Annotated in this window: 17 protein-coding genes and 2 tRNA genes; 11 read left to right on the forward strand and 8 right to left on the reverse strand. The window is 67.0% G+C overall.

From position 1 onward, the window contains the following. Nucleotides 1-25: 25 nt before the first annotated feature. Nucleotides 26-343: a hypothetical protein gene (locus tag AC1DSA_RS08060; protein WP_477887841.1), complete on the reverse strand. Its 318-nt coding sequence runs from the start codon at nt 341-343 to the stop codon at nt 26-28. A gap of 179 nt (nt 344-522) precedes the next feature. Beyond that, nucleotides 523-1,344: a transglutaminase-like cysteine peptidase gene (locus AC1DSA_RS08065; RefSeq protein ID WP_477887843.1), complete on the reverse strand. Its 822-nt coding sequence runs from the start codon at nt 1,342-1,344 to the stop codon at nt 523-525. A 250-nt stretch (nt 1,345-1,594) separates the two neighbouring features. Between AC1DSA_RS08065 and AC1DSA_RS08070 the strand changes: the two genes are divergently transcribed. The 7 genes from AC1DSA_RS08070 to AC1DSA_RS08100 all read left to right on the forward strand — a co-directional run bounded on the left by AC1DSA_RS08070 (nt 1,595) and on the right by AC1DSA_RS08100 (nt 12,663). Then, nucleotides 1,595-3,754, forward strand: a complete 2,160-nt coding sequence (locus AC1DSA_RS08070) for a type I secretion system permease/ATPase (protein ID WP_477887845.1) — start codon at nt 1,595-1,597, stop codon at nt 3,752-3,754. Continuing rightward, nucleotides 3,754-5,145, forward strand: a complete 1,392-nt coding sequence (locus tag AC1DSA_RS08075) for an HlyD family type I secretion periplasmic adaptor subunit (RefSeq protein ID WP_477887847.1) — start codon at nt 3,754-3,756, stop codon at nt 5,143-5,145. Before AC1DSA_RS08070 ends, AC1DSA_RS08075 begins: the two co-directional genes overlap by 1 nt. 69 nt (nt 5,146-5,214) lie before the next feature. Then, complete coding sequence (locus AC1DSA_RS08080; protein ID WP_477887849.1) at nt 5,215-9,381, forward strand: retention module-containing protein; 4,167 nt, start codon at nt 5,215-5,217, stop codon at nt 9,379-9,381. Between the two features lie 12 nt (nt 9,382-9,393). Beyond that, a complete protein-coding gene (locus AC1DSA_RS08085) occupies nt 9,394-11,229 on the forward strand; it encodes a TolC family outer membrane protein (protein WP_477887851.1) in 1,836 nt (611 codons plus the stop codon). Continuing rightward, nucleotides 11,230-11,514, forward strand: coding sequence for a hypothetical protein (locus AC1DSA_RS08090; protein WP_477887853.1), 285 nt, complete (start codon nt 11,230-11,232; stop codon nt 11,512-11,514). A gap of 154 nt (nt 11,515-11,668) precedes the next feature. Then, nucleotides 11,669-12,301: a response regulator transcription factor gene (locus tag AC1DSA_RS08095; RefSeq protein ID WP_477887854.1), complete on the forward strand. Its 633-nt coding sequence runs from the start codon at nt 11,669-11,671 to the stop codon at nt 12,299-12,301. Nucleotides 12,302-12,375: 74 nt separating this feature from the next. Continuing rightward, nucleotides 12,376-12,663: a hypothetical protein gene (locus tag AC1DSA_RS08100; protein WP_477887856.1), complete on the forward strand. Its 288-nt coding sequence runs from the start codon at nt 12,376-12,378 to the stop codon at nt 12,661-12,663. 111 nt (nt 12,664-12,774) lie between these two features. Here the strand turns inward: AC1DSA_RS08100 and AC1DSA_RS08105 are convergent. From AC1DSA_RS08105 to AC1DSA_RS08115, 3 genes are all read right to left on the reverse strand, one after another. Next, a tRNA-Arg gene (locus AC1DSA_RS08105) sits at nt 12,775-12,851 on the reverse strand. Next, a complete protein-coding gene (locus tag AC1DSA_RS08110) occupies nt 12,829-14,220 on the reverse strand; it encodes a hypothetical protein (RefSeq protein ID WP_477887858.1) in 1,392 nt (463 codons plus the stop codon). Before AC1DSA_RS08110 ends, AC1DSA_RS08105 begins: the two co-directional genes overlap by 23 nt. Nucleotides 14,221-14,481: 261 nt before the next feature. Further along, a tRNA-Pro gene (locus tag AC1DSA_RS08115) sits at nt 14,482-14,558 on the reverse strand. 102 nt (nt 14,559-14,660) lie between these two features. Between AC1DSA_RS08115 and AC1DSA_RS08120 the strand changes: the two genes are divergently transcribed. Together AC1DSA_RS08120 and AC1DSA_RS08125 are read left to right on the forward strand one after the other, a co-directional pair. Continuing rightward, on the forward strand, nt 14,661-15,098 hold the full coding sequence (locus AC1DSA_RS08120) for a C4-dicarboxylate ABC transporter substrate-binding protein (protein ID WP_477887860.1): 438 nt from the start codon (nt 14,661-14,663) through the stop codon (nt 15,096-15,098). After that, nucleotides 15,091-16,548, forward strand: a complete 1,458-nt coding sequence (locus AC1DSA_RS08125; protein ID WP_477887862.1) for a TRAP transporter large permease subunit — start codon at nt 15,091-15,093, stop codon at nt 16,546-16,548. The genes AC1DSA_RS08120 and AC1DSA_RS08125 overlap by 8 nt, the downstream gene beginning before the upstream one ends. Here AC1DSA_RS08125 and boxB read toward each other — a convergent pair whose 3' ends face one another. From boxB to AC1DSA_RS08140, 3 genes are all read right to left on the reverse strand, one after another. After that, nucleotides 16,549-17,973, reverse strand: a complete 1,425-nt coding sequence (gene boxB / locus AC1DSA_RS08130; RefSeq protein ID WP_477887864.1) for a benzoyl-CoA 2,3-epoxidase subunit BoxB — start codon at nt 17,971-17,973, stop codon at nt 16,549-16,551. 111 nt (nt 17,974-18,084) lie between these two features. Then, nucleotides 18,085-19,779: a 2,3-epoxybenzoyl-CoA dihydrolase gene (boxC, locus tag AC1DSA_RS08135; protein ID WP_477887866.1), complete on the reverse strand. Its 1,695-nt coding sequence runs from the start codon at nt 19,777-19,779 to the stop codon at nt 18,085-18,087. Nucleotides 19,780-19,784: 5 nt separating this feature from the next. Next, nucleotides 19,785-20,705, reverse strand: coding sequence for a helix-turn-helix transcriptional regulator (locus AC1DSA_RS08140; RefSeq protein ID WP_477887868.1), 921 nt, complete (start codon nt 20,703-20,705; stop codon nt 19,785-19,787). 97 nt (nt 20,706-20,802) lie between these two features. Between AC1DSA_RS08140 and AC1DSA_RS08145 the strand changes: the two genes are divergently transcribed. Both AC1DSA_RS08145 and AC1DSA_RS08150 read left to right on the forward strand, forming a co-directional pair. Beyond that, on the forward strand, nt 20,803-21,285 hold the full coding sequence (locus AC1DSA_RS08145) for a flavodoxin domain-containing protein (RefSeq protein ID WP_477887870.1): 483 nt from the start codon (nt 20,803-20,805) through the stop codon (nt 21,283-21,285). A gap of 139 nt (nt 21,286-21,424) precedes the next feature. Continuing rightward, complete coding sequence (locus tag AC1DSA_RS08150; protein WP_477887872.1) at nt 21,425-22,996, forward strand: benzoate-CoA ligase family protein; 1,572 nt, start codon at nt 21,425-21,427, stop codon at nt 22,994-22,996. The last annotated feature ends 18 nt before the right edge of the window (nt 22,997-23,014 follow it).

The following is a 23,014-nucleotide window of genomic DNA, read 5'->3' on the forward strand; positions in this document are numbered from 1 at the left end:
CGCAAAACCGCCCAGAGGCATGTGGCTACGCAGCCATCCTTGAGACGAATGCGTTCAGGAGTCGCTTCAGTTCCTTGACAGAATGGCGCACTTCCGCCTCGGCCTCGAAATCCATCAATCGGACGGCTTCGCGTTGACTCATCCGCAGCTCTTTGACCGCATCGGCGATTTCGATGTCGGAAAGTTGCTCGAAGTCGGTGCCAACCCATAACCACCGCGCGGCGGTTTCCTCGAGAGCGCAGCACCTCTTCTCAAGGTCTTCCTCATTGATTGTTTGGATACGCCGCTCGCGCGAGCGGGCAGCGACCGTCGCCACCTCTGCGGCAAGGGCGACCAGCTCCAAGCGAGCTTCCTCCCTGGGTGAGCGGGAGTGCAATGCGTGATGGCGATTGACTGCGTTCCTCATGCAGAGGAACTCTAGAAGAGTCTTAGTGAGCGCGCATGGCCGAAGTGTCCCAGACCATTGGTACCTTCGTCCCCTTCTACCCAGGAAGCATGCGCCGGATCGGGCGCCTCCCGGTGTCAGTGTTCAGATCGCGAATGCGCCGCCCAGACCGTTGCCTCTGCCATCTGCGATGGCGACCAAGCGGCAAGGGAACCTTCCTGCCGCATCCGAAAGAGGAGATCGCGCCAGCGGGAGATGCGCGCAGTGGGCGAGGCGGAGGGCTCCTGGGCCACGCCGATCCAGAGATTGCGGGTGTTGAAGCTGTACACGACGGCCAAGTCCGCTCGGGCGGACAATGGCCGGATGCTGTCCACCATGTTGTCGAGGATGAGAGGTTCTTCGCCAACGCCGGGGTAGAAGCCCAGAACCATGTGTGGTGCGGGCTTGCCGCCGCCCACCTGCGCGTGGACGTACAACAGGCGGAGCTGGTCTGCGGGCACACCGACCATGCGGAGGCTGACGTACTTCGCGATCGCGAAATCCTCGCAGTCACCGCGCCCCCGGCCCATGAATTCGGCGGGCGTCGCCCAATACTCCTTGCGGCCCCAAACAGTCTCGTCGCTGCCAAACAGAAGGGCGTGGGCAAAGAAATTCTGAACGGCGGCAACCTTGTCGCGGTCCGACAAGGAGTGGATGGCAGCCAGCATCCGCGTCCAATCCGAGACGATACTGCGGATAGCCGGCACGGGGCGAGCTGCAACGGCGGCCGAGGGCACGCCGTAGGCGGTCTGCGCCGAAGTCGATGCAGGTGCCAGGCAGGCGACGACGCAAGCGGTCATGAACTGCGCCGGCCGCATTTTGGCAAGGGAAGTCCGCAACCGCCTTGGCGCCTCCTGGACGTCAAGCGCCAACGGTCTGCCCGGTTTCCGAAGTGCCTTGAACTCTGCCAATTCAGGCATGGACGCCCCTGTTTCCTCAAGAGAAGCCATGGTTCTTCAGCGGCGGCCGTTCCGCAACGCTGACGGTGACAGGAGGGATTTCTGTCGGGACGAAGGGGCGCGGGGACCGAGGAGCCTCGAGGCCGCCAGGGTGTCCAGACCCGGGAGATTTCACCCAGGAAATGAACAGGCCTCTCTGAGGCGGCTGGCGCGAGGGGTTCGTACATTCACTCACGTCGCACAACGACACAACCCGTTGGAAGAGGCACCCATGTCCCCGAATGTGCATTCCGCCACCCTCGATCCCATTCCGGACGTCGGCGACGCGTTGCTCTCGTGCCTGATGATCGTGGCCCGCACACACGGAATTCAAGCCACGCGCGACGCATTGATGTCGGGCTTGCCCACGGAGAACGGACGACTCTCGCCCAGCCTGCTTTCTCGCGCGTCGCGCCGGGCCAACCTCGACTGCCGGCTGGTACGGCAAGACCTGGCGTCAGCAAGGGAAGCGCTGTTGCCGGCCATCGTCATGATGCGAGCGGAGCGCGCGTGCGTGCTGCTTGCTGTTGATCCCGATCGACAGAGCGTCCGCGTCATCTATCCGGAACTGGAGGCCGGCCCCGTGTGGGTTCCCCTGGCGCAGGTGTCAGCCGAATACCAGGGTGTGCTTGCCTACCTGCGCCCTACCGAGCAACTCGACACGCGCACTCCGAATCCAGGCACCGCGCCCAAGCGCCACTGGTTCTGGGGTGTCATCGCGGAGAGCCGCTCCGTCTACCGCGACGTCCTGCTCGCGGCGCTGATGGCCAACGTGTTCGCGCTGGGGCTCCCGCTATTCGTGATGAACGTCTACGACCGGGTCGTCCCGAACCATGCCATGGACACGCTTTGGGTGCTGACGGCCGGCCTGTCCATCATGCTGGTGGGTGACCTTCTGCTGCGGACCCTGCGCGGCTGGTTCATCGACGTCGCCGGAGCGCGCTGTGACATCAAGTTGTCTGCGCGAATCCTGGAGAAAATTCTCGGAACTCGCCTGGAACACCGGCCCTCCTCCGCCGGGGTGCTGGCGGCCAGCCTGCGCTCCTTCGAGTCGGTCCGCGACTTCATCGGTTCCGCCTCGATCACGGTGCTGATCGATGTGCCGTTCGGAATCGTCTTCATGGGCGTCATCGCCTGGATCGCGTGGCCGTTGCTGCTACCCCTGCTGCTTGCGGCGAGCCTCCTCTTTCTCTACGCGCTGCTGGCGCGACGCCGCATGCGCCGGCTGTCGGAGACCATGTACCGTGCCGGAGCGGAGCGCAACGCCATCCTGGTCGAGGCTCTCGTCGGCCTTGAAACGCTGAAAGCGATCGGCGCGGAGGCACCGGTCCAGCGGAAGTGGGAACAAAGCACCCTGCTGCTCGCACGTGCCGGCAGCGAACTCCGCCTGGTGGCAACCAGCGTGAACAGCGCCTCCGGTTTTGTCCAGCAAGGACTGAACATGGTCATCGTCGTGCTGGGCGTGTACATGATCGGCGAGCAGTCGCTCTCCGTCGGCGCGCTGATGGCCTGCACCATGCTTGCAAGCCGTGCCATCGCGCCGGTCGGGGCTGCCGCGGGTTTGCTGATGCAGTATCAGACCGCGGCCACGGCGCTTGCCTCGCTCGACGCGCTGATGGAAAAGGAAGTCGAACGTCCGGAGGGCAAGCGATTCCTCGGCCGCGGTCGACTTGCCGGTGCGATCGAATTCCGGGATGTGAGCTTCACGTATCCGGGTGAAGATCGCCCTGCCCTGCGCAACGTCAACCTGCGCATCGCTCCGGGCGAACGCGTCGCGATCATCGGCCGCGTCGGCAGCGGCAAGAGCACCCTGCAACGCCTGATTCTCGGCCTCTACAAGCCCACTTCCGGCGCGATCCTGGTGGATGGCATCGACATCCGCCAGATCGACCCTGCCGAACTGCGCCGCCAGGTGGGCTACGTGGAGCAGAAGGTCACGCTCTTCCACGGCACCCTGCGCGACAACATTGCCTTGGGCGCTCCGCACGCCAACGATGAGTGCCTCGTTCGCTGCGCTGGCGTGGCGGGCATCGCAGACATGGTCAACAAGCACCCTGCCGGCTTCGACATGGCCGTCGGCGAACGGGGCGAGTCGCTGTCGGGAGGCCAGCGACAAGGCGTTGCGCTGGCGCGGGCACTCGCGAACGATCCGGCCATCCTCCTGCTCGACGAGCCGACGTCCTCGATGGATCACTCGACCGAGGCGGCGGTCAAACAAAGACTCGGCGCCTATGCGCAGGGCCTCACCACGGTGATCGTCAGCCACCGGAATTCGATGTTGGAGCTGGCGGACCGGTTCATCGTGATCGACGGCGGGCAGGTGGTCGCCGACGGCCCCCGCAACCAGGTCATCGTCGCGCTCCGACAGGGCCAGGTCGGAAAGGCTGCGTGATGGCCGGGTCCTTCGACAAACTGCTGGCTCCCTTTGCGCGGCTGATGTCTGCCCAGCTCCGCGCTCCCCTAGGGGCGCCGTCGGGCGACTCCGCAGCGGCAGACCGCTGGAACCACGATACGGAATGGGCGCTGCTGCAACAGGATCCGCCTCGCGCTCGCCTGATCGTGCGTGGCGCCGCGGTCATTTTCGTGCTCGTGCTCGCCTGGGCGGCCCTGGCCCCGATCGACGAAGTCACGCGCGGCGAGGCACGCGTCGTGCCGAGCCGCCAGCTGCAGGTCGTGCAGAGCGTCGACGGTGGCGTGGTCGAGGCGCTGCTGGTGAAGGAGGGGCAGGAAGTCCAGGCAGGCGAGTCGCTGCTGCGCGTGGATCCCACCCGTTTCGTTTCCACCATGATGGAGAGCCGCAACGTCCGCCTGGCCTTGAGCGCAAAGGCACTGCGCCTTGAGGCCCTCACCCGCGGCGAGCCTTTCCGCCCGACCGCGGAACTCCAGAAGGAAGCACCCGATATCGTTGCCCAGGAACGCCGTCTCTACGAGTCCAGGCTCGAGGGACTGCGCGCCCAGATTTCGATCAGCCAGAACCAGCTCAATCAGCGTGTGCAGGAGCTGAACGAGGTGCGAGCCCGCCGCCAGCAAGCCGAGCGCACGCTGGAGTTGACGCTCAAGGAGCTCGACGCCACCAGACCCATGATCACCAGTGGAGCAGTCTCCGAAATCGACGTTCTCCGGCTCGAGCGCGAGGTCGCCCGCCTGCGTGGCGACCGGGAACAGCTGGGTGCCCAGGCCTTGCGCGTGCAGGCGGCCATCGCCGAGGCACAACGTCGAATCGAGGAGGTGCAGCTCGCCAGTCGCAACGAAATGAGCGCCGAGCTCTCGGAAACCATGGGGAAGCTGTTGTCCATGGCCCAAGGTGGACTGGCCCTGGAAGACCGCGTGAAGCATGCCGAGATCCGCTCGCCGGTCCGGGGCACGGTCAAGCGGCTTCTGGTGAACACCGTGGGCGCCGTCGTGCAGCCCGGCAAGGAAGTGGTGGAGATCGTTCCCCTCGACGACGCTCTCATCCTGGAAGCCCAGATTCATCCCAAGGACATTGCTTTCCTGCACCCCGGGCAGGATGCGACGGTCAAGTTCACTGCCTACGACTACGCCATCTACGGTGGCCTCCCCGCCGAACTGATGGCCATCGGAGCAGACACCGTGAGCGATGCCAAGGGAAACGCTTACTACGTCATCCGCCTGCGTACCAGGGCGCCCGGACTCGCCGGCAACCTGCCGATCATTCCCGGCATGGTGGCGCAGGTGGACATCCTGACTGGAAAGAAGACCGTCCTCTCCTACCTCATGAAGCCCGTCCTGCGCGCCAAGGCCAACGCGCTGAGGGAAAGATGAACGGCACGCCCGACCTCACCCCCACCTGATTGGACAACTGGACCCACGCAATCACGCACGAGACCACCCATGACCCCATTCGCCACGCTTGTCGCCATCAGGGGAAACGGCACCGTCACTGCCATGGATGCCAGCGGCAACACGCGCATGCTCCATGTCGGCGATGCGCTTCGACAAGGCGAAAGCGTTCGCACGACTGGCGACGTGGTCGTGCAGTTGCTGATGATGGACGGTTCCCTGCTGATGATCGCGCCGGCGCAGAACGTCCGCATGGACGAACAACTGCTGGATCCGCAGCCGTCGTCCGGCGAAATGACCCAGTCGACGGTCACTACGCCCGCAGCCATTCGAGCCGTCATCCAGGCGATCGAATCAGGTGCCGACCTGAGCGAAGCACTCGACGAAGCCGCGGCGGGCCTGTCGGCAGCGACCGGCGGCAATGACGGTGGAAATTCCTTTGTCCGCCTGCCGCGCATCGTAGAAGGCGTCGAGCCGCTGAACTACGAATTCTCATTTCGCGCACCGGCAAGCACCGAGATGCGCCACGAGCCGATCAGCACTCCCCAGGCAACGGACAGCTCCGTAGTCGCCGCGCCGACGGGTGCCGAGACAACTGCACCTCAGCCCGGGCAAGTGCCGCGGCCTCCGCAAAACCCGCAAAACCCGCAAAACCCGCAAAACCCGCAGCCACCGCAGCCACCGCAAGAACCGCAAGAGCCACCGGTGGCCGCGGATGACCGCCCCCATGCGAGCTTGACCGCAACGCAGTCCCTCCTGATCGACGAGACCACGGACCTTGGCGCCAGCCGCACTGCATCCATCGCGATCGTAGCCATCGATGCCGGACGCGATGGTCCGGCTGCAAGCGTGCAGATGGAGCTTGTCATCGATCGCGCCGACACGGGCCTTCGCACCACCGACGGATCCGTCATCAGGATGGAGCACGGCGCGGCAGGGAGCGAGGTCATCGGCGTCTACGACAGCGACGGCGACGGAATCGCCGACACGGTCGCATTCACCATTGCCGTGACTGCCGACGGCGAGCTCAACGTGATCCAGGCCGTCTCGCTGTCGCATTTCGATCCCGGCAATGTCGATGAAGCTGTGAGTCTTGCCGGTGGACTCTCCTTGCGCCTGACCGTCGCGGACGCCGACGGCGACACGGCCACCGTGACCCATCCCATTGGGGACAGGATCCTGTTTGCCGATGACGGGCCAGTCCTGGACGTGACGCTCACGGCCGCGGCGACGTTGCCCTCGATCACGTCCACGGACGCGCATTCGCCCGGGGCCGCCTTTTCCCAGGCCGCTGCTTCCTTCGCCGGGTTGTTCTCGATCGCAGCCGATCCCGGCGCAGATTCTGCTGGGAACACGCTGGGCGTAACTTATGCGATGGCCATTGGTCCGGGCGCAGCCGCCAGCGGCCTCACCAGTGGCGGGCTGGCCGTCACCCTCGCCCTGGACGGCGCCGACGTGGTGGGCAGCACCTCGGCTGGCGCCGTGTTCCGAATCAGCGTGGACAACTCCGGCTCGGTGACCCTCACGCAGTACGCCGCCATCGACCACTTGCCTGAGGACCTGGACGCCAGCAACGATACGGACATCGTGCGGCTTGCGACAGGCAGCATCGTCTTGACCGCGAGCGCCGTGCTGACAGATGGAGACGGGGACGCGGTTCGAGACTTTCAATCCGTCGACATCGGCACGGCAATCGGCTTTCGCGACGACGTGCCCGGCATCACCGTGGAAGCCGTGGCCGACGCCGCAATCGTCCTGGCCACGCAGGACRGCCAGACCATCGGTGTGGCCAGCGATACGGCCACGGCCAGCTTTGCTGCCGCCTTTGCCGCKGCCGTGTCCGCCTCGGCCGGCGCCGATGTCCCGGCTGCCACCACCACGCTGGGCGGCTACAGCCTGGCCGTGCTCGGCTCCGCCTCCGGCCTCACCAGCGGCGGGCGGGCCGTTGCCCTGGCCCTGGACGGCGCCGACGTCGTGGGCAACACCTCGGGTGGCGCCGTGTTTCGCATCAGCGTGGACAACTCCGGCTCGGTGACCCTCACGCAGTACGCCGCCGTCGACCACCTGCCCGAGGACCTGGACGCCAGCAACGACACCAGCAGCATCACCCTGGCCCCCGGCCTGATCACCCTCAGCGCCACCGCCACCATCACCGACTTCGACCACGACAGCGCCAGCGCCACCGTCTCGCTCGACCTGGGCGGCAACATYCGCTTCGACGACGACGTGCCCGGCATCATCCAGCCAAGCACTGCCTATGTAGTGAACGTGACCGGGAGCACTGGCTCCGTTGCAAATGTTCCCTTGGACAGCGACGGACAGATCCTCGACAACGTCGGAGCGGACGCCTCTGGCACGGTGCGCTTCCTGGAGGCGAACGGGAGCGCCAGCGGCTACTCGACAAACAGTCAGGTGATCTATCAGTACGTATCGGCCGATGGAGCGATCCTGATCGGATCGACCCTTGCCGGAAGCACGTACGACGCGGCGTGGGCCGACCGCGCCGCGACCGGTGCCTTCGTGGTCACCCTGGACGCATCCCCGGCCTCGGCCAGCTACGACTTCACCCTGCTGCGCAAAATCGATGGAGCGGTGGGCAGCTTCAACACCGAACTCGGCTCCTGGGCTTTCGAGGGAGGCAACACCAACTACGTGTACTACCGTGACGTGTCCGGCCAGAACCTCCCGGACGTGTTGCTGACGCCCTCGGCAGGTGCCACGCGCATCAACGGCACCGCCAACGAGAGCGGCGCATCAGGTGGAGGCGGAGGACAGAACGTCGGCGAAGGCGAAGCCATTCGCGTCGACTTCGTCACCAATGTGAGCGGCCATACGACGGCGACCAATTACGTTTCCAGCGCCAATCACGGCTTCGACGAGCACGTGCTGGTGAACGGCGCTTCGGTGACATTGACCTTGTCTGGTTCGAACGCGACCACGGGTGTCAATTTCCGTGCGCATGACGATGCAGACTGGTCCGATGCAACTCCCGGCGAAGACAACGTCGTGGGCGACTACGAGGCGGAGGCGACCGCTGCATCCGAACAGATCACGAAGGTGGTGGTCAACGGGGTCGCCTATGCGGCGGACGCTGCCGTGGGCGGGCAGCTCGTCGACTTTCTCGCCGACGGTTCCGTGACGATCACCGGGCTGCGCGACAACGACACCGTCGCCATCTTCACCGAAGACGGGTTTACGACCGTCGAGTATGCGTACGCGAGCGGCAGTTCGTTCGCCTTGGGCGGCTACGGTGCCTCTCGCTTCGAGCCGGGCGCGCCGGTGACGCTGGCATTCGACCTAGGACTGGTGGACGGTGACAACGACGCGAGCCGGATGACCGATGGCCTCCAGGTTCGCCTGAGCCCGGACGACCACGCCATCCAGCTGGGCGATGAAAGCGACAACAGGCTCATTGCAGCGCCTGCGCAACCCTCGACTCTCGTGGGACTCGGCGGCAACGACTGGCTCACTGGCAGCACCGGCGACGACATCCTGGTCGGCGGGTCCGGCGACGACCTCCTGCAGGGCGGGGACGGGACTGACACAGCCATCTTCGCCGATGCTTCGGCGGCGGTCAGCGTCGATCTCGCGAGCGGGACGGCCATCGGCGACGGCAGCGATCGCCTCGCCGGGATCGAGAACGTCGTTGGCTCCGCCGGTGCCGACACACTCTTCGGGACGGTGGGCAGCAATGAACTGCGGGGCTCCGGCGGCAACGACTGGCTCGAGGGCCGCGCCGGCGCAGATCTTCTCGTGGGTGGCTCCGGGAAAGACACCCTCGTCGGGGGCGCAGGCAACGACGTGCTGGTGGGCGGATCCGGTACCACGCTCCCGGACGCAGAAAGCGACACCTTCGTCTGGCATCTCGCAGACCAGGGAACTGCAGCCGTCCCGGCCGCCGACCAGATCAAGGATTTCACCTTCGGCGTCGGCGGAGACGTCCTCGATTTCCGTGACCTCATCCAAGGTGAAGCCAGCGGAACCGACCTTGCCGCGGCGCAGAGCCTCGATGCCTATTTGCATTTCACCGAGGTCAATGGCCAGGCCGTGCTGCAGGTCGATCCGGACGGTGGCGTCTTCTCGCCCACCGCGACGATCACATTCAGCAACATGAGCCTGGCGCAGGTCAGCGCCTCGCTGGGACTGGCAGGCGGGAGCAGCGACCTGCAGATCATTCAGCAGATGCTCGAGCAGGCGAATTTGAAGAACAGCGCGTGAAGGGAGCACTCTATGAACGGCAAGATCACTTTCCTGGCCGCGGCATTGCTCGCCATGGCAGTTGCGGAAGCCCAGGCACAACAGCTGCCATTTCCCCTGGTGCAGGCGGCGCGGCAGGCCGTCACCACGAACCCCGAGGTCCAGGCCCGCTGGCACGCATTCCTGGCCGCGGATCAGGAAAGGAACGTTGCACGCGGCGGCTATTTCCCGCGCGTGGACGTGAGCGCGAGCGCAGGCCGTGAAGACCGTCGCTCCCCCCTGGTCGACAACGGCAGCTACAGCACGAACGGCGCGCAGCTGTCGCTCACCCAAACCCTGTTCGACGGTCTCTTCACGATCAACGAAGTCCAGCGGCTCGGATACGCCAAGCTGACGCGGTATTACGAACTGCTGGACGCCTCCGAAAATGCCGCCCTCGAGGCGGTGCGGGCGTACGCAGACGTGGTGCGCTACCGCGAGCTCGTGGAAAGCGCAAAGCGGAACTACGTGGTGCACAAGCAGACGGCGGATCTCGTGCAGGAACGCGTGAACTCCGGAGTCGGCCGCGGCGTCGATGCAGAACAGGCGGCCGGACGGCTCGCGCTTGCAGAGTCCAACCTCCTGACGGAGCTCAGCAACCTCCACGACGTCAGCGCGCGCTACTTGCGCATCGTGGGAACCCGTCCACCCGAGCAGCTTCCCTACCTGCCGCCGCGGGTCCAGATCGGCGCCGTTCCCAGCTACGGGGTGGCGGCACTCAACGAGGGCCTCGCCGCCAATCCCGCCCTGAATGCCGCGTACGAGAACATGCGGTCCTTTCAACGTGCGATCGAGTCCTCCAAGGCGGCCTACCTGCCGCGAGTGGACGTACGCGCCTTCGCGGGCGGCGACCGGAACCAGACGGTGGTGCAGCCTCCGGTCGGCCGCACGCGCGTCGACGGCGTCGAAGTCGTTCTCACCTACAACCTCTTTCGCGGCGGCTCCGATGTGGCGCGCGAACGGCAGGCCATCAATCGCCACCTCGAAGCGCGGGATCAGCTGGAGAAGGTGTGCCGGGACACGCGCCAGACCCTGTCCATCGCGTACAGCGATGTCCGCGCGCTGACGGAGCAGCTCACCAGACTGGATCGGCACCGCCTCGCCGCCGAGAGAACGCACGTGGTCTATCGCCAGCAATACAACCTCGGCCAACGCACGCTGCTGGATCTGCTGGACAGCCAGAACGAGTTCTTCGAGGCCGAACGGGCTTTCTACAAGGCGCACTACGACCAGGTCACGGCGCAGGCCCGAGCCCTGGCCACCATGGGCAAGCTACTGCGGTCGCTCGAGGTTTCGCGACCCGACATGCCCGATGCCGTGGCCGCTGGCCAGGACCGAGGCAGCCTGAACCCGGCTGACATCTGCCCGCTGGAGGCGATCTCGATCGACACCCTTGAAAAGATCAAGGCGGAAGTCATCGTGCCGCCGCCCCCACCCGTGGTGGTACGGACCCCTGCGCCACCCGCTCGCGTCAACCTTTCCGCGGACGCACTGTTCGACTTCGACCAGTTCGAGCTGAAGGCGGAGGGTCGTCGCGCCATCGACGATCTCTACGACCGCATCAAGGCAGCGAATGTCGAACTGGTGCTGGTCATCGGACACACCGACTCGGTGGGTCCGGATCTCTACAACGAGCGGCTCTCCTTGCGACGTGCGGACTCCGTGCGCGCTTACCTGATTGGCCGGGGCATGGATGCGGCGCGCATTCGCACGGAAGGCCGGGGCAAGACGCAACCCATCGCGGACAACGCCACCGAGGAAGGTCGCGCGCGAAACCGCCGCGTGGAGGTCCAGATCACGCAGAGCGGCGCACAACCTGGCAAGAAATGAATGGACAGCCGCAGGATCAGTGATGCACTGAACGTCCTGTCCTGGCAGGGCGACCGCGCCGGCGACCTACCCGAAGAGAAGGCGCAGGCACTCAGGATGCAGGTCACCCTCGTGATCACCGGCCTCTATCTCGCCGAATACCTTCACCACGCGCAGGACGCGAATGCGGAACCTTATGACGCGCTGCTCAAGACCGTGCGCGGCGAAATGATCTGGCCCGAGTTGGGCGAACTGCTTCGGGTGAAGCCGGTGAATCCGGGTCGGGGTGCTCCGGGCACTGCTTAAGAAAGCGGTGAACACGGGTCGCGGCCTCTCCGTGCAATAGTTCCGCTTTTCTCCGCCCGACCTCATCCCCGACCCCTTCATCATCCCAATGGGCGATAGCTGTTTCTTCTTGTTTCATATTTACTCTTGTTTCTAGCTGTTACGGGAGAACCGCATGAGAGAAGCATCACCCATTCGCGTGTTCCTGGTCGCACCGGCGCTGCTGCGCTGGGGCCTGGAACGGCTGCTTTCGGCAGCGCCGCAAATCGAGCTGTCCGGCTCTGCCTGCTCGTTGCTGGACGCCGCGGACGAGATCGAGAGCCAGTACCCCGACCTCGTCGTCGTCGACGGCAATGATTGCTCACCCGAGGACATCAGCGCGTTGTACGAGCGAGCGCGGGTCAAGATCCTTGCTCTGGCATCGGGGGGCGAAACGCAACCCCAGGGCGCCGCCCAGACCTGGGTGGATACCCACCAATCCCCGGGAAGCTTTCTCCGCGCCATCATGGACACGGCGGGAGCGCGGTCGTGGCGGCCTCAGCCTCCAGCCGAAGCTCCGGTTCAGAACACCGGTACTCGCGCAACCGTCCCCAGCCCCGCCGAAGCACTCACGCGCAAGCAGCTTAAGGTCGTCGAGATCATTGCAGCCAACCCGAGCGCACCGGGCAAGGTGGTTGCTGACATGCTTCACATGAGCGAGCACACCCTGCGCAACCATCTCACCGAGATCTACGCAAAGCTGGGCGTCACGGGGAGGACCCATTTGCAGGCCGTCCTCTCTGAGCAGCCCCGGCTGTTGTCCGCTTGAGTGACCGGCACCCGTCCAGCAAAGCAGCCTCGTAAACCCACTCAAACCTCCAGACTTGGTGGAAATTGTCTCCCGTGAACTCGCGCAGACTCCGTGACGCACTGGACGTTCTCACCTGGCTCGCTGATGGAGCAGCAGCGCTGCCGGAAGAGAGAAAGAAGGCCGTGCAGATGCAACTGACGCTAGCGACGGCCGGGCTGTTCATCGCCGAGTACCTTGCGCATACGGCCCAAGCCGGGATGGAGCCCTACGACGCTCTCCTGAAGACGGTTCGCGGCGACATGACGCTGGCAGAGTTGAAAGAGCTCCTAGGCACGCTCGCGAAATTTTCCGTGCCGCTCGACCGGAACTCGACCGGCTGAGTTCTTGCGGCCTCGCGTACGGGCCACGCAGATTGGAAATCGGGCCGCTTCGACATCCATCGTCGCGCTTCAACCCCGATGGAGCCTGGAGGGAGTCGCGGAGGGCTCAGGTGGCCTGCCGGGAGGGACTCGAACCCCCTACCTGCTGCTTAGAAGGCAGCTGCTCTATCCAGATGAGCTACCGGCAGACGAGGCGTCATCGTACCCCGGCTTTCCCTTCAGCCCTTGCAGCCAGCTCACGGGCTCGGGCCACGCAGGCGCGGCCTCGGTGGCCGCCCGGGCCCAGTTGCACGCCTCCTGCAGCGCGCCCCGGCGCGAGGCGCACACGGACAGGTGGAGCCAGGCGGCGACCCGCGTCTCGTCATCGACGGCGGCCCGTTCCAGCCACGGCAGCGCGGCTTCGGTCCGGCCGGCGCCCATCTCCAGGCGGCCGATCTCCAGCGCCAGGTCCGGATGGCCTTCGTCGCCGCGGCGCCGGGAACGCGCGTCGCAGGCGATGGCGTCCGCGCTGCGGCCGAACTCCGCATACATCAGGCCCAGCGCCACCCAGGCGGTCCCCATGCGCTCCGACAGGTCCTCCGCCGCGGCGAGTTCGCCGTGCAGTCGCACGACGGTCGCCAGGTCCAGGCCGTGGTCGCGGGCCCACAGGGCGCCGATGCGGCGCACCACGTCGTCGGCGTAATGCGGGTCGAGCAGCGCGGCCTTCTCGCGCAACAGCTCGCGCTCGTCGCCGCCGGTGACCACCTGCGCCAAGGCGTGGCTGGTGGCCGCGCAAGCGGGCCGCAGGGAGCGCAGCGCCCGCAGGCCGGCAATGCGCTCCTCCTGCGCCATCGGCTGCGTCTGCAGCTCCAGCAGTCGCTGCCAGTGCCGCGCTTCCTCCTGGTGCCCGGCCCACAGCGTCGCGAGGTGGAGCGCCAGGAAACGGTAGCGCAGGGGCATGAAGCCGCTGCCGACCGAGCGCGAAATCGTCAGTTCCAGCCCACGGCCCAACCGCTCCTGCAGGGCGGTGATGATCACGCGCGGCCGCGCCCAGACGCGGGCCTGCGGCATGCGGACGAAATAGCCGGCGTCGATGTCGACCGCGATCGGCCCATCCAGCGGCAGGTCGGCAAGTTGCTGCCACTCCACCACCGCGATCTCCAGGCCGAGCAGCTGACCTTCGATCCAGCCGCCGGGCACGCGCCGCATCGAATCGAGTTGCTCCGGGGTCACGCCCTCCATCTGGCGCATGGCACGCAGCGTGGCGGCCAGGTCCACCAGCGCGTGCGGGGGCGCCACCCACACCAGCCGCCGCACGATGCCCAGCTGCGCCGCGGCATAGAGGAAGTCCTCGATGCCATGGCAGAAGTCGCGGCAGGGGCTCAGCGGGTGCGGACTCTCCAGCTTGCGCATCTCCGCCGGCGTGCGGCAGGCCTGCAGCCGCGCGATGCGGTCCGGAGCGATGTAGCGCAGGTCGAGCTGCGCGTCCAGGCAGACCACGGTCGCGTCGCGCAGGCCGTTGCCCACCCAGTGCGGCAGCACCGAGGCGTGCTCTTCGAACAGCGTGGCGCGTCCCATGTTCAGGCAGACACCGCGGCGTCGAGTCCCATCCCATGGCGGGTGATGCTGGCGCTTTCGCGATCGGGTCGCCGGGCTGCTTCGAGCCTGAACGTCGCCGCCACTCCCTGGCACGACCGTGCCGGAGCGGCCGGCGCCGCCGACATGGCGATGGATCGCGTTGTCGTTGGTTGCGACATGGGTCTCCGCAGGCTCGCCACCCAGGCCAGGCCGAACGTGCCATCGCCATGAACGGCGGGGCCCCGGCCTCCCAGGAAATCGTGGTCGGAGCGATAGGATTCGAACCTACGACCCTCTGGTCCCAAACCAGATGCGCTACCAGACTGCGCTACGCTCCGACCGGCGCATTCTACGCGGCCATGGGCGTGACCTCCTGCGCGTCCGGCGGGCTTGGGCAGAAGCTCACCACGCCTCCAGGCGCCCGCCCTCTACACTGCGCCATGGTCCGCCAGCTCTTCCGCGCCGCCGCCCTCCTGTTGCTGCCCTTGACCGTCCTGCTCTGGGCGCAATGGCCGCTGCGCGACCTGGTGCAGGCCGGCTCGCGCGAGGCGAACGATGCGGCGCAAGTCCTGTTCGCGCTGGCGATGGCTTTCGGCGTGACCCACGCGAGCCGCACCGGCAGCCACTTGGTGGCCGGCACCCCGCGCTGGCCGCGGCTTCGGCCCGTCCTCATCGCTGCCTGCCTGCTGCCCTGGTGCCTGTTCATGCTGGGGTCCACCAGCCGCCCGATCTGGGCGGCCGTGCGCAGCATGGAACGCTTCCCAGAGACGCTCAACCCCGGCTACTTCCTGGTGAAGGCCGCAGCCTGGCTGATGGTGCTGCTGGTCCTGCTGCATGCGCTGGCTGCCGCGGTGCGCGGCGAAAGCGCGGATGCCTAGCGCGGGCCTCTGGATGCTGGCGGTGCTCGCGGTCCTGATCGCGAGCACGGGGCTGCCCGTGTGGGTGCTCCTGGTCGGTGTGGCCAGCGCCTCCGCGGGGCTCGGTGTCCTCTCCAACCTCTTCGACTCCAGCGTGCTGGGATCGCTCTACCCGCGCACGGTGAACCTGCTGGAACACGACCTGCTGCAGGCGATGCCGCTGTACGTGTTCATCGGGGTGCTGCTGCAGCGCCTGCCGGTGGCCGATGCCCTGTTTCGCTGCCTCGCGCGCGCGCTCCGTGGCACCGGCGCCGGAGCGGCATTGGCGGCGCTCGGCACCGGTGCGCTGGTGGCGCCCATGAACGGATCGGTGGCGTCCAGTTCGGCGCTGCTCTCGCGCCTGGTCGCGCCGCGGCTGGCCGGCATGCCACCGGCTCGCGCACTCGCGCTGGTCGCTTCGGCGGCCACCATCGGCGTCGTGGTGCCGCCCTCGCTGGTGCTGCTGCTGCTGGGCGACGCGATGCTGCGCGCCCACACGGAGGCGAGCAACCTGGCTGCCGCCGCCTTCGCGGGGCAACGCATCGTCAACACGCAGGACGTGCTGCATGCGGCCCTGCTGCCCGCCATCGCCGTGCTGCTGGTGTGGGGCGCGGTGGCATGGCGGCAGGGACGCTCGCAGCAACGGCAGGACATCCCGCCGCTGGCGCGCCGGGAGCTCCTGCTGGGCGGCTCCGCGATCCTGGGCGTGCTCGCGCTGCTGGCAGGCGTCTTCACCGGCCGGTTGCTCGCCGTCGAGGCCGCGGCCACCGGTGGGTGCGTGCTTGCGCTGCTGGCCGCCGCGTCCCGTGCGCTGGATGGGGCAGGTTGGCGGGCCGTGCTCGAGGACACGCTGGCGCTCAGCGGCGCGCTGTTCGCCCTGCTGGTGGGCGCGACCACTTTCAGCCTGGTGTTCAGCCTGTTCGGCACGGGCCCGTGGCTCGCCCAGGCCGCCCTCGCCGCGCATGCGTCCCCGCTGCTGCTGCTGGCCCTGGTCGCGGCCTGCGCCTGGATCCTGGATGCCTTCGAGCTGATCTTCGTGATCGTCCCGGTGGTGGCGCCGGTGCTGGTGCTGCAGCTGGGCGACGCGCAGCAGGCCGCGGTGCTGTTGCTCCTCGTGCTGCAAGCCGGCTTCCTGCTTCCGCCGCTGGGCTACGCGGTGCTGATGGCACGTTCGGCGGCCGGATCGCCCGTGCTGCCGCGTGGCGCGCTGCTGCGCGCGGTGGCGCCTTACCTTGCCGTGCAGCTGCTGGTCGGCGGCGCGGTGTTCGCATTTCCCGCGCTGGTCCACCAGCTCGACGGACCCGCGGCCACCGTTCCGGCGCAGAAGGAATCGGAAGAAGACCTCAAGGGGCGCATGCGTGACATGGGCCCGCCTTCCGCGGAGGAAGACGGGCCCACGCAGGACGTTCCGGCCGTGCCGGTCAAGCCCTGATCAAAGCTTCACGTACTCGTACGCGACCGGCTGCGCATTGATGCCGCGGTCCGGCGGCGCGATCCACGCGGCCATCTTGCCGGGCTCGGTCACGCGCTGCATCAGGCTCTTGACGAAGCGGATGTCCTCCTCGGTCGGCAGCCACTCGGTCTTCCTCGCCTCGAATTCGGCGGCGGTGATCGCGTTGCCCTGGGGATCGGTGTGCAGGCCCGCCCACGCGCCCACGCTGCGGCGAAAGCGCGTGGACGGCAGCTTGAACTCGAACGGCACGCCGTTCTTCTTCACCAGCATGTTCCAGCGCGTCACGCCGACGTTGCAGTCCTTGGCGTACTCCAGACGCGTGATCTCGTTGATGCCGTTGCGCACCAGGATCGATTCGTCCTTCACGCCGCCCCGGCCGTCCGGCACGTGGATGGTCATGGAGGTGTCCGACTCCACGTGGTCGGCGAACTTCGCCTCGTCGGGCCGGCCCTTCAGGCCGTTGCTGAAGTAGTTGGCGGCGTTGGAGGAGGACTCCGAGCCGAACAGGTCCAGCGAGCTGGTGAACCAGAAGTTCATGAACTTCTGGATGGTCGGCAGGTCGATGGCGCCGGCGTTGCGGATCTTCTTCGCATCGTCCGTGTCCAGCTCCTTCATCACTTCCAGCGTGCGCTTGATGACGCGGCCGACGCCGGTCTCGCCCACGAACATGTGGTGAGCCTCTTCGGTCAGCATGAACTGGCAGGTGCGCGCCAGCGGATCGAACGCGCTTTCGGCGAAGGACTTCAGCTGGAACTTGCCGTCGCGGTCCGTGAAGTAGGTGAACATGAAGAAGGACAGCCAGTTGTCCATGGGCTCGTTGAAGGTGCCCAGGATGCGCGGCTTGTCGGCGTCGCCGGAATGGCGCTCCAGCAGCTCCTCGGCCTCCTCGCGGCCGTCGCGGCCGAAGTAGGCGTGCAGCAGGTAGACCATCGCCCAGAGGTGGCGGCCCTCCTCCACGTTCACCTGGAACAGGTTGCGCAGGTCGTAGAGCGACGGCGCGGTGTGGCCCAGCAGGCGCTGCTGTTCCACCGACGCCGGCTCGGTGTCGCCCTGCGTGACGATCAGGCGCCGGAACGCGGAGCGGAATTCGCCGGGCACCTCCTGCCAGGCGTCCTGGCCCATGAAGTCGCCGAAGCCGATCTTGCGGTTCTCCTGCCGGTCCGCCAGGAAGATGCCCCAGCGGTAGTCCGGCATCGGCGTGTAGCCGTACTGCGCCCAGCCGGAAGCGTCGACACCGACGGCGGTGCGCAGGTAGACGTCGTTGGCCTTGAAGTCGCTGGGGCCCATCTCGTCCCACCAGCGGAGGAAGGCGGGCTGCCAGTGCTCCAGCGCGCGCTGCAGCTGGCGGTTGTCCGCGAGGTTGACGTTGTTGGGAATCTTGGCCTGCAGGTCGATCGTGCTCATGGTGTTCCTCGTGTCACTTGCTGGGGTTCGGCTTCGCGCACACCGCCAGCCTAAAAATTCGGGTGCCCGTAGGCTGGGGTGAGCCCGCAGGCGAACCCCAGCGATGCGTCGTCAGACGCGCTTCCAATCGAACTTCGGCTTCTTGCCGCTGCCGAACAGCTTCAGAGCGCCGTCCTCGCCCACTGCATTCGGCCGGATGAAGATCCAGTTCTGCCAGGCCGAAAGCCGGCCGAACACGCGGGTCTCCATCGTTTCCTTGCCGGGGAATCGCAGCGAGGCTTCCATGCCGGTCAGCGCATCGGGCGACAGCGAGGCCCGCTCCTCCAGCATCAGGCGGATCTCGTCGTCCCAGTCGATGTCGTCGGGGGTCAGCGTGACCAGGCCCAGCCCCAGCGCCTGGTCGGCGCGCAGCGGGCTGTCCTGCAGGCCCTGCAGCTGCGCGATGGTCTGCGCGTCCTCGCAAAAACGGGTCTGCAGGCGCGTAAGGCCGTTGACCTCCGGATAGCGGCCGAAGTTGGCGGCGTTCAGGCGAAGCGCGGGCGCGGCGTCGGGTGCGTCGGCCAGGTCCAGCATGTAGACGCGGTCGCAGGCCAGGGCCAGCTCGTACAGCGTGCCGGCGAACGCCGAGCCCTGGTCCACCAGCGCGATCAGGGAGCGGCTCGTGACGTCGAGCCGGGCCAGCGCTCGGCGCAGCAGGCCGGTGGTCTCGCGCACCAGCCAGTGGTCTTTCAGCTCCTCCAGCACGGCATCGGCGCGCATCACCAGGTTGGCATCGCCACGGGTCTGGATCACCCAGGTGCCGATCTCCAGTTCGTTGGCGCGCAGGTTCAGGATGGCGTCGTCCAGCTCGCGGGCCAGCTGCAGCGGCCACCAGCTCACGCCGGCGGCGCCGATCGTCTCGGGCGTGGACGCGATGGCGGCGGCCGGTGCCTGCACCGTGATCCTGGCGACGCGGGCCGCACGATCGATCTGCACGTCCACCAGGCCGTAGTGGTAGCCCTGCCCGTCGATCCTTGGGTCCAGCGGCGTCAGCTCGATGCCCTGCTCCGGGCCGTTGCGGGTGGACTGGCCACGCAGCACGGCCACCTCCTTGTCCACCAGCGCGCCGAAGGCCTGCGGCTTGGCATGCTCGTCGACCAGTTTCCAGTCCTTGGCGCGGTCGGCCCGCACGCCTTCGCTGGTGGTGCAGAAGATGTCCGCCAGGTCGCGACGCACCTTGCGCTTGTCCGTCACGCGCGTGAGGCCGCCGGTGCCGGGCAGCACGCCCAGCAGCGGCACTTCCGGCAGGCTCACGGTGGAGGAGCGGTCGTCCACCATCACGATGCGGTCGCAGGCCAGGGCCAGTTCGTAGCCGCCGCCGGCGCAGGCGCCCGTGACGGCAGCGATCGACTTCAGCCCTTCATGGCGCGAGGAATCCTCCAGGCCATTGCGGGTCTCGTTGGTGAACTTGCAGAAGTTCACCTTCCACGCATGCGTGGACAGGCCCAGCATGTAGATGTTGGCGCCGGAACACCAGATGCGGTCCTTGCCGCTCTCGAACACCACCACCTTGACGCCGGGGTGCTCGAAGCGGATGCGGTTGAGCGCGTCGTGCAGCTCGATGTCGACGCCCAGGTCGTAGGAGTTGAGCTTGAGCTTGTAGCCCGGCTTGATGCCCCCGTCCTCGTCGATGTCCAGCTTCAGGTGGGCGACGTCGCCCGCGACGTCCAGGCTCCAGTGGCGGTAGCGCGAGGGGTGCGTGGAAAAGCTCACCAGCTCGCGCTCGACCCCGTCCAGCACCTGCTTGAACAGCAGGGGTTCGGTCATGGCATTCATCGTGTCTCCAGGGCTAGGGACTGGGGTGCGGGCACGGCCCGCTCCAGGTCTTTCAAGGACTGCTTGACGCTGCGCGCAGCGGTGTCGACCACCGCATCGGAGCGCGCATAGAGGGCCTCGCGGCTGGCGAGGATGCGGCGGATGTCCTCCAGCGCGCCGCTCATGGCGCCGCGCGGCATCCCCGCCGCGTCGCCGGCGTTGAAGGGCCGCATGTCGCCCTGGGCGACCACGCGGCTCATGTGCTCTTCCGGGCTGGCCTTCACCCACACGCAATAGAAGTGGCTTTGCAGCAGGTCGAAGGTGTCGCGCTCGCTGACGATGCTGCCGCCCGTGGTCATCACCACCCCGTCGGCATGCTCTTCGGCGATGCGCAGCAGCGCGCGGCGCTCGTAGCGGCGGTAGCCCGCCTGCCCGTGCAGCAGCAGGATCTCGTTCATGCTGGTGCCGGCCTCGCGCTCGATCTCGCGGTCCAGTTCGACGAAGGGCACGCCCCGCGCCGCCGCCAGCTGCGCGCCGAGCGTGGTCTTGCCGGCGCCGCGCAGGCCCACCAGGGCGATGCGTTGCTCCCGCCCCTGGGCCTGGGCGTTGCCGAAGGAGGCGCCCAGCAGGGCGTAGGCCTGGTCCAGCTGGGCGTCGTCGAGCCGCGCGAGCAGCCCGTGCAGGCGCGCCAGCGCCGGACGCGGCGCGTCCTGCAGCAGGTCCAGGATCGTGATGTTCAGCGCGTCGGCGGCGGCTTCCAGCGAATTGATGGAGACGTTGCCCTTGCCGGTTTCGACGTCGGCCAGGAAGCGTTCGGACAGACCGGAATCGGCAGCCAGCTGCTTGCGGGTCATGCCCCGGCGCGCCCGCCAGGCGCGCACCCGGGCGCCAAGGTCGGCGAGCGTGGCGCGAAAATCGGGTTCGGTCATGGGCTGCATCGGCGTTTTTCGACAGGAATCTTGCGCTGGATCAATATTGCAGTATACTGCGTCTAAATCCACTGTCAAGCAGTTTACTGCATGTGATCGGACTCCCATGAAGCTCAAGATCCTCGTCGGCACCATGACCAGCACGGCCGACTACGTGGCGCAGGCGATCCAGATGGACTGCGAAGATCTGGTGGACACGATCGAGATCGTGATGATGGACGGCCAGGACATCTCCGTGTTCGACGAAGAGGCGCTCTATCTCATTTGCAGCTCCACCTACGGCTCCGGCGACGTGCCGGACAACGCGCGGGCGCTCTACGACTCGCTGGACACCCAGCCCAAGTTCCTGGGCCACGTGCGCTACGGCGTGATCGCCCTGGGCGACCGCACCTATGCGCAGACCTTCTGCTTCGGCGGCAAGAAGTTCGACGAACGCCTGCAGGGGCTGGGCGCCCAGCGCATCGGCGAGGTGTGGTGCCACGACGCGAGCGCGGGGACCATGCCCGAGGAAGTGGGCACCGCCTGGTGCCGCGAATGGCTGGAGAAGGAAGCGATCCCGGCGATGCAGAAGGAAAAGAGCGCGGCGTGAGCCCTCTTCGTAGGGGTGAAGCAGAGTCGTAGGCTGGGGTGACGTCGGGAACCCCAGCGATGCGCGAAGCGCTGGGGTTCGGCTTCGCGCTCACCCACAGCCTACGAAGGAAATGCGAAAAGAGCGAGAGACACAAGCCATGCACCTGAGCCACGCCGACCACAGCGCCAGCCCGCCCCGCGTCGAGATCCCGCGCGACTACAACGCGGCGCACGACCTGCTGCGGCGCAATGCCTCGCGCTCCGGCAAGGTCGCCTACATCGATGCTTCAAGCGGAACGCGACTGACCTTCGGGCAACTGGAGGAACATGCCCACCGCTTCGCCCATGCGCTGCGCCAGCAGGGGTTCGCCCCCGAGACCCGCGTGATGCTGGCGATGCTCGACACGCTGGAGTGGCCGGTGGTGTTCCTGGGCTGCATCCTGGCCGGGGTGGTGCCCATCGCGGCGAACACGCTGCTCACCACGAAGGACTTCGATTTCATGCTGCGCGACTCGCGCGCGCAAGCCTTGTTCGTCTCCAAGCCGCTGTTGCCGACCTTCGAGCCCCTGGTCGGCCAGATCTCCACGCTGCAGCACCTGTTCGTCGCCGGCGATGAAGGCGAGCGCTCGGTCGCCCACCTCATCGCTTCCGGCCAGCCGGACGCGGAGATCGCGGGCACCTGCAGCGACGACATCTGCTTCTGGCTCTATTCCAGCGGTTCCACCGGCACGCCCAAGGGCACGGTGCACCTGCACAGCCACCTGGTGCAGACCGCGGAACTCTATGGCCGCGCGATCCTGGGCATCCGCGAGGACGACATCGTGTACTCGGCGGCCAAGCTGTTCTTCGCCTACGGCCTGGGCAACGCCCTCACCTTCCCCCTCAGCGTGGGCGCCACCACGGTGCTGCTGCCCTCGCGCCCCGCGCCGGCCGACGTGTTCCGCATCCTGAAGGAGTACAAGCCGTCGATCTTCTACGGCGTGCCCACGCTGTACGCGGCGCTGCTGGCCGACGCGAACCGGCCGAAGAAGAGCGAGATCGCGCTGCGCGTGTGCGCCAGCGCCGGCGAAGCGCTGCCGGCGGAGATCGGCCAGCGCTGGACCGCCGACTATGGCTGCGAGATCCTGGACGGCATCGGCTCCACCGAGATGCTCCACATCTTCATGTCCAACCGCCCCGGCAAGGTGCGCTACGGCACCACCGGCCAGCCGGTGCCCGGGTACCAGCTGCGCATCATCGGCGACGACGGCCGCGAGTGCGGCCCTGGAGAAATCGGCGAACTGCAGATCAGCGGGCCGAGCGCCGCGATCATGTACTGGAACAACCGCGCCAAGACCAAGAACACCTTCGCCGGCGAATGGACGCGAAGCGGCGACAAGTACACCCGCGACGCCGACGGCTACTACACCTATGGCGGACGCAGCGACGACATGCTCAAGGTCGGCGGCATCTACGTGTCCCCCTTCGAGGTGGAGGCCTGCCTGATGACGCATGCGGCCGTGCTCGAGGCGGCGGTGATCGGCGTCGCGGACCAGGACGGCCTGGTCAAGCCCAAGGCCTATGTCGTGCTCAAGTCGGGCCAGCACGCCACGGCGGAGGACCTGCAGGGCCACGTGAAGAGCAAGCTCGCGCCCTACAAGTACCCGCGCTGGATCGCCTTCCTGCCCGAACTGCCGAAGACGGCGACCGGCAAGATCCAGCGCTTCAAGCTGCGCGCGTCTGCAGGCTGAGGGAAAGCCATGGGACGC

It is taken from the genome of Ramlibacter sp. P4_H7, from assembly GCF_056400765.1.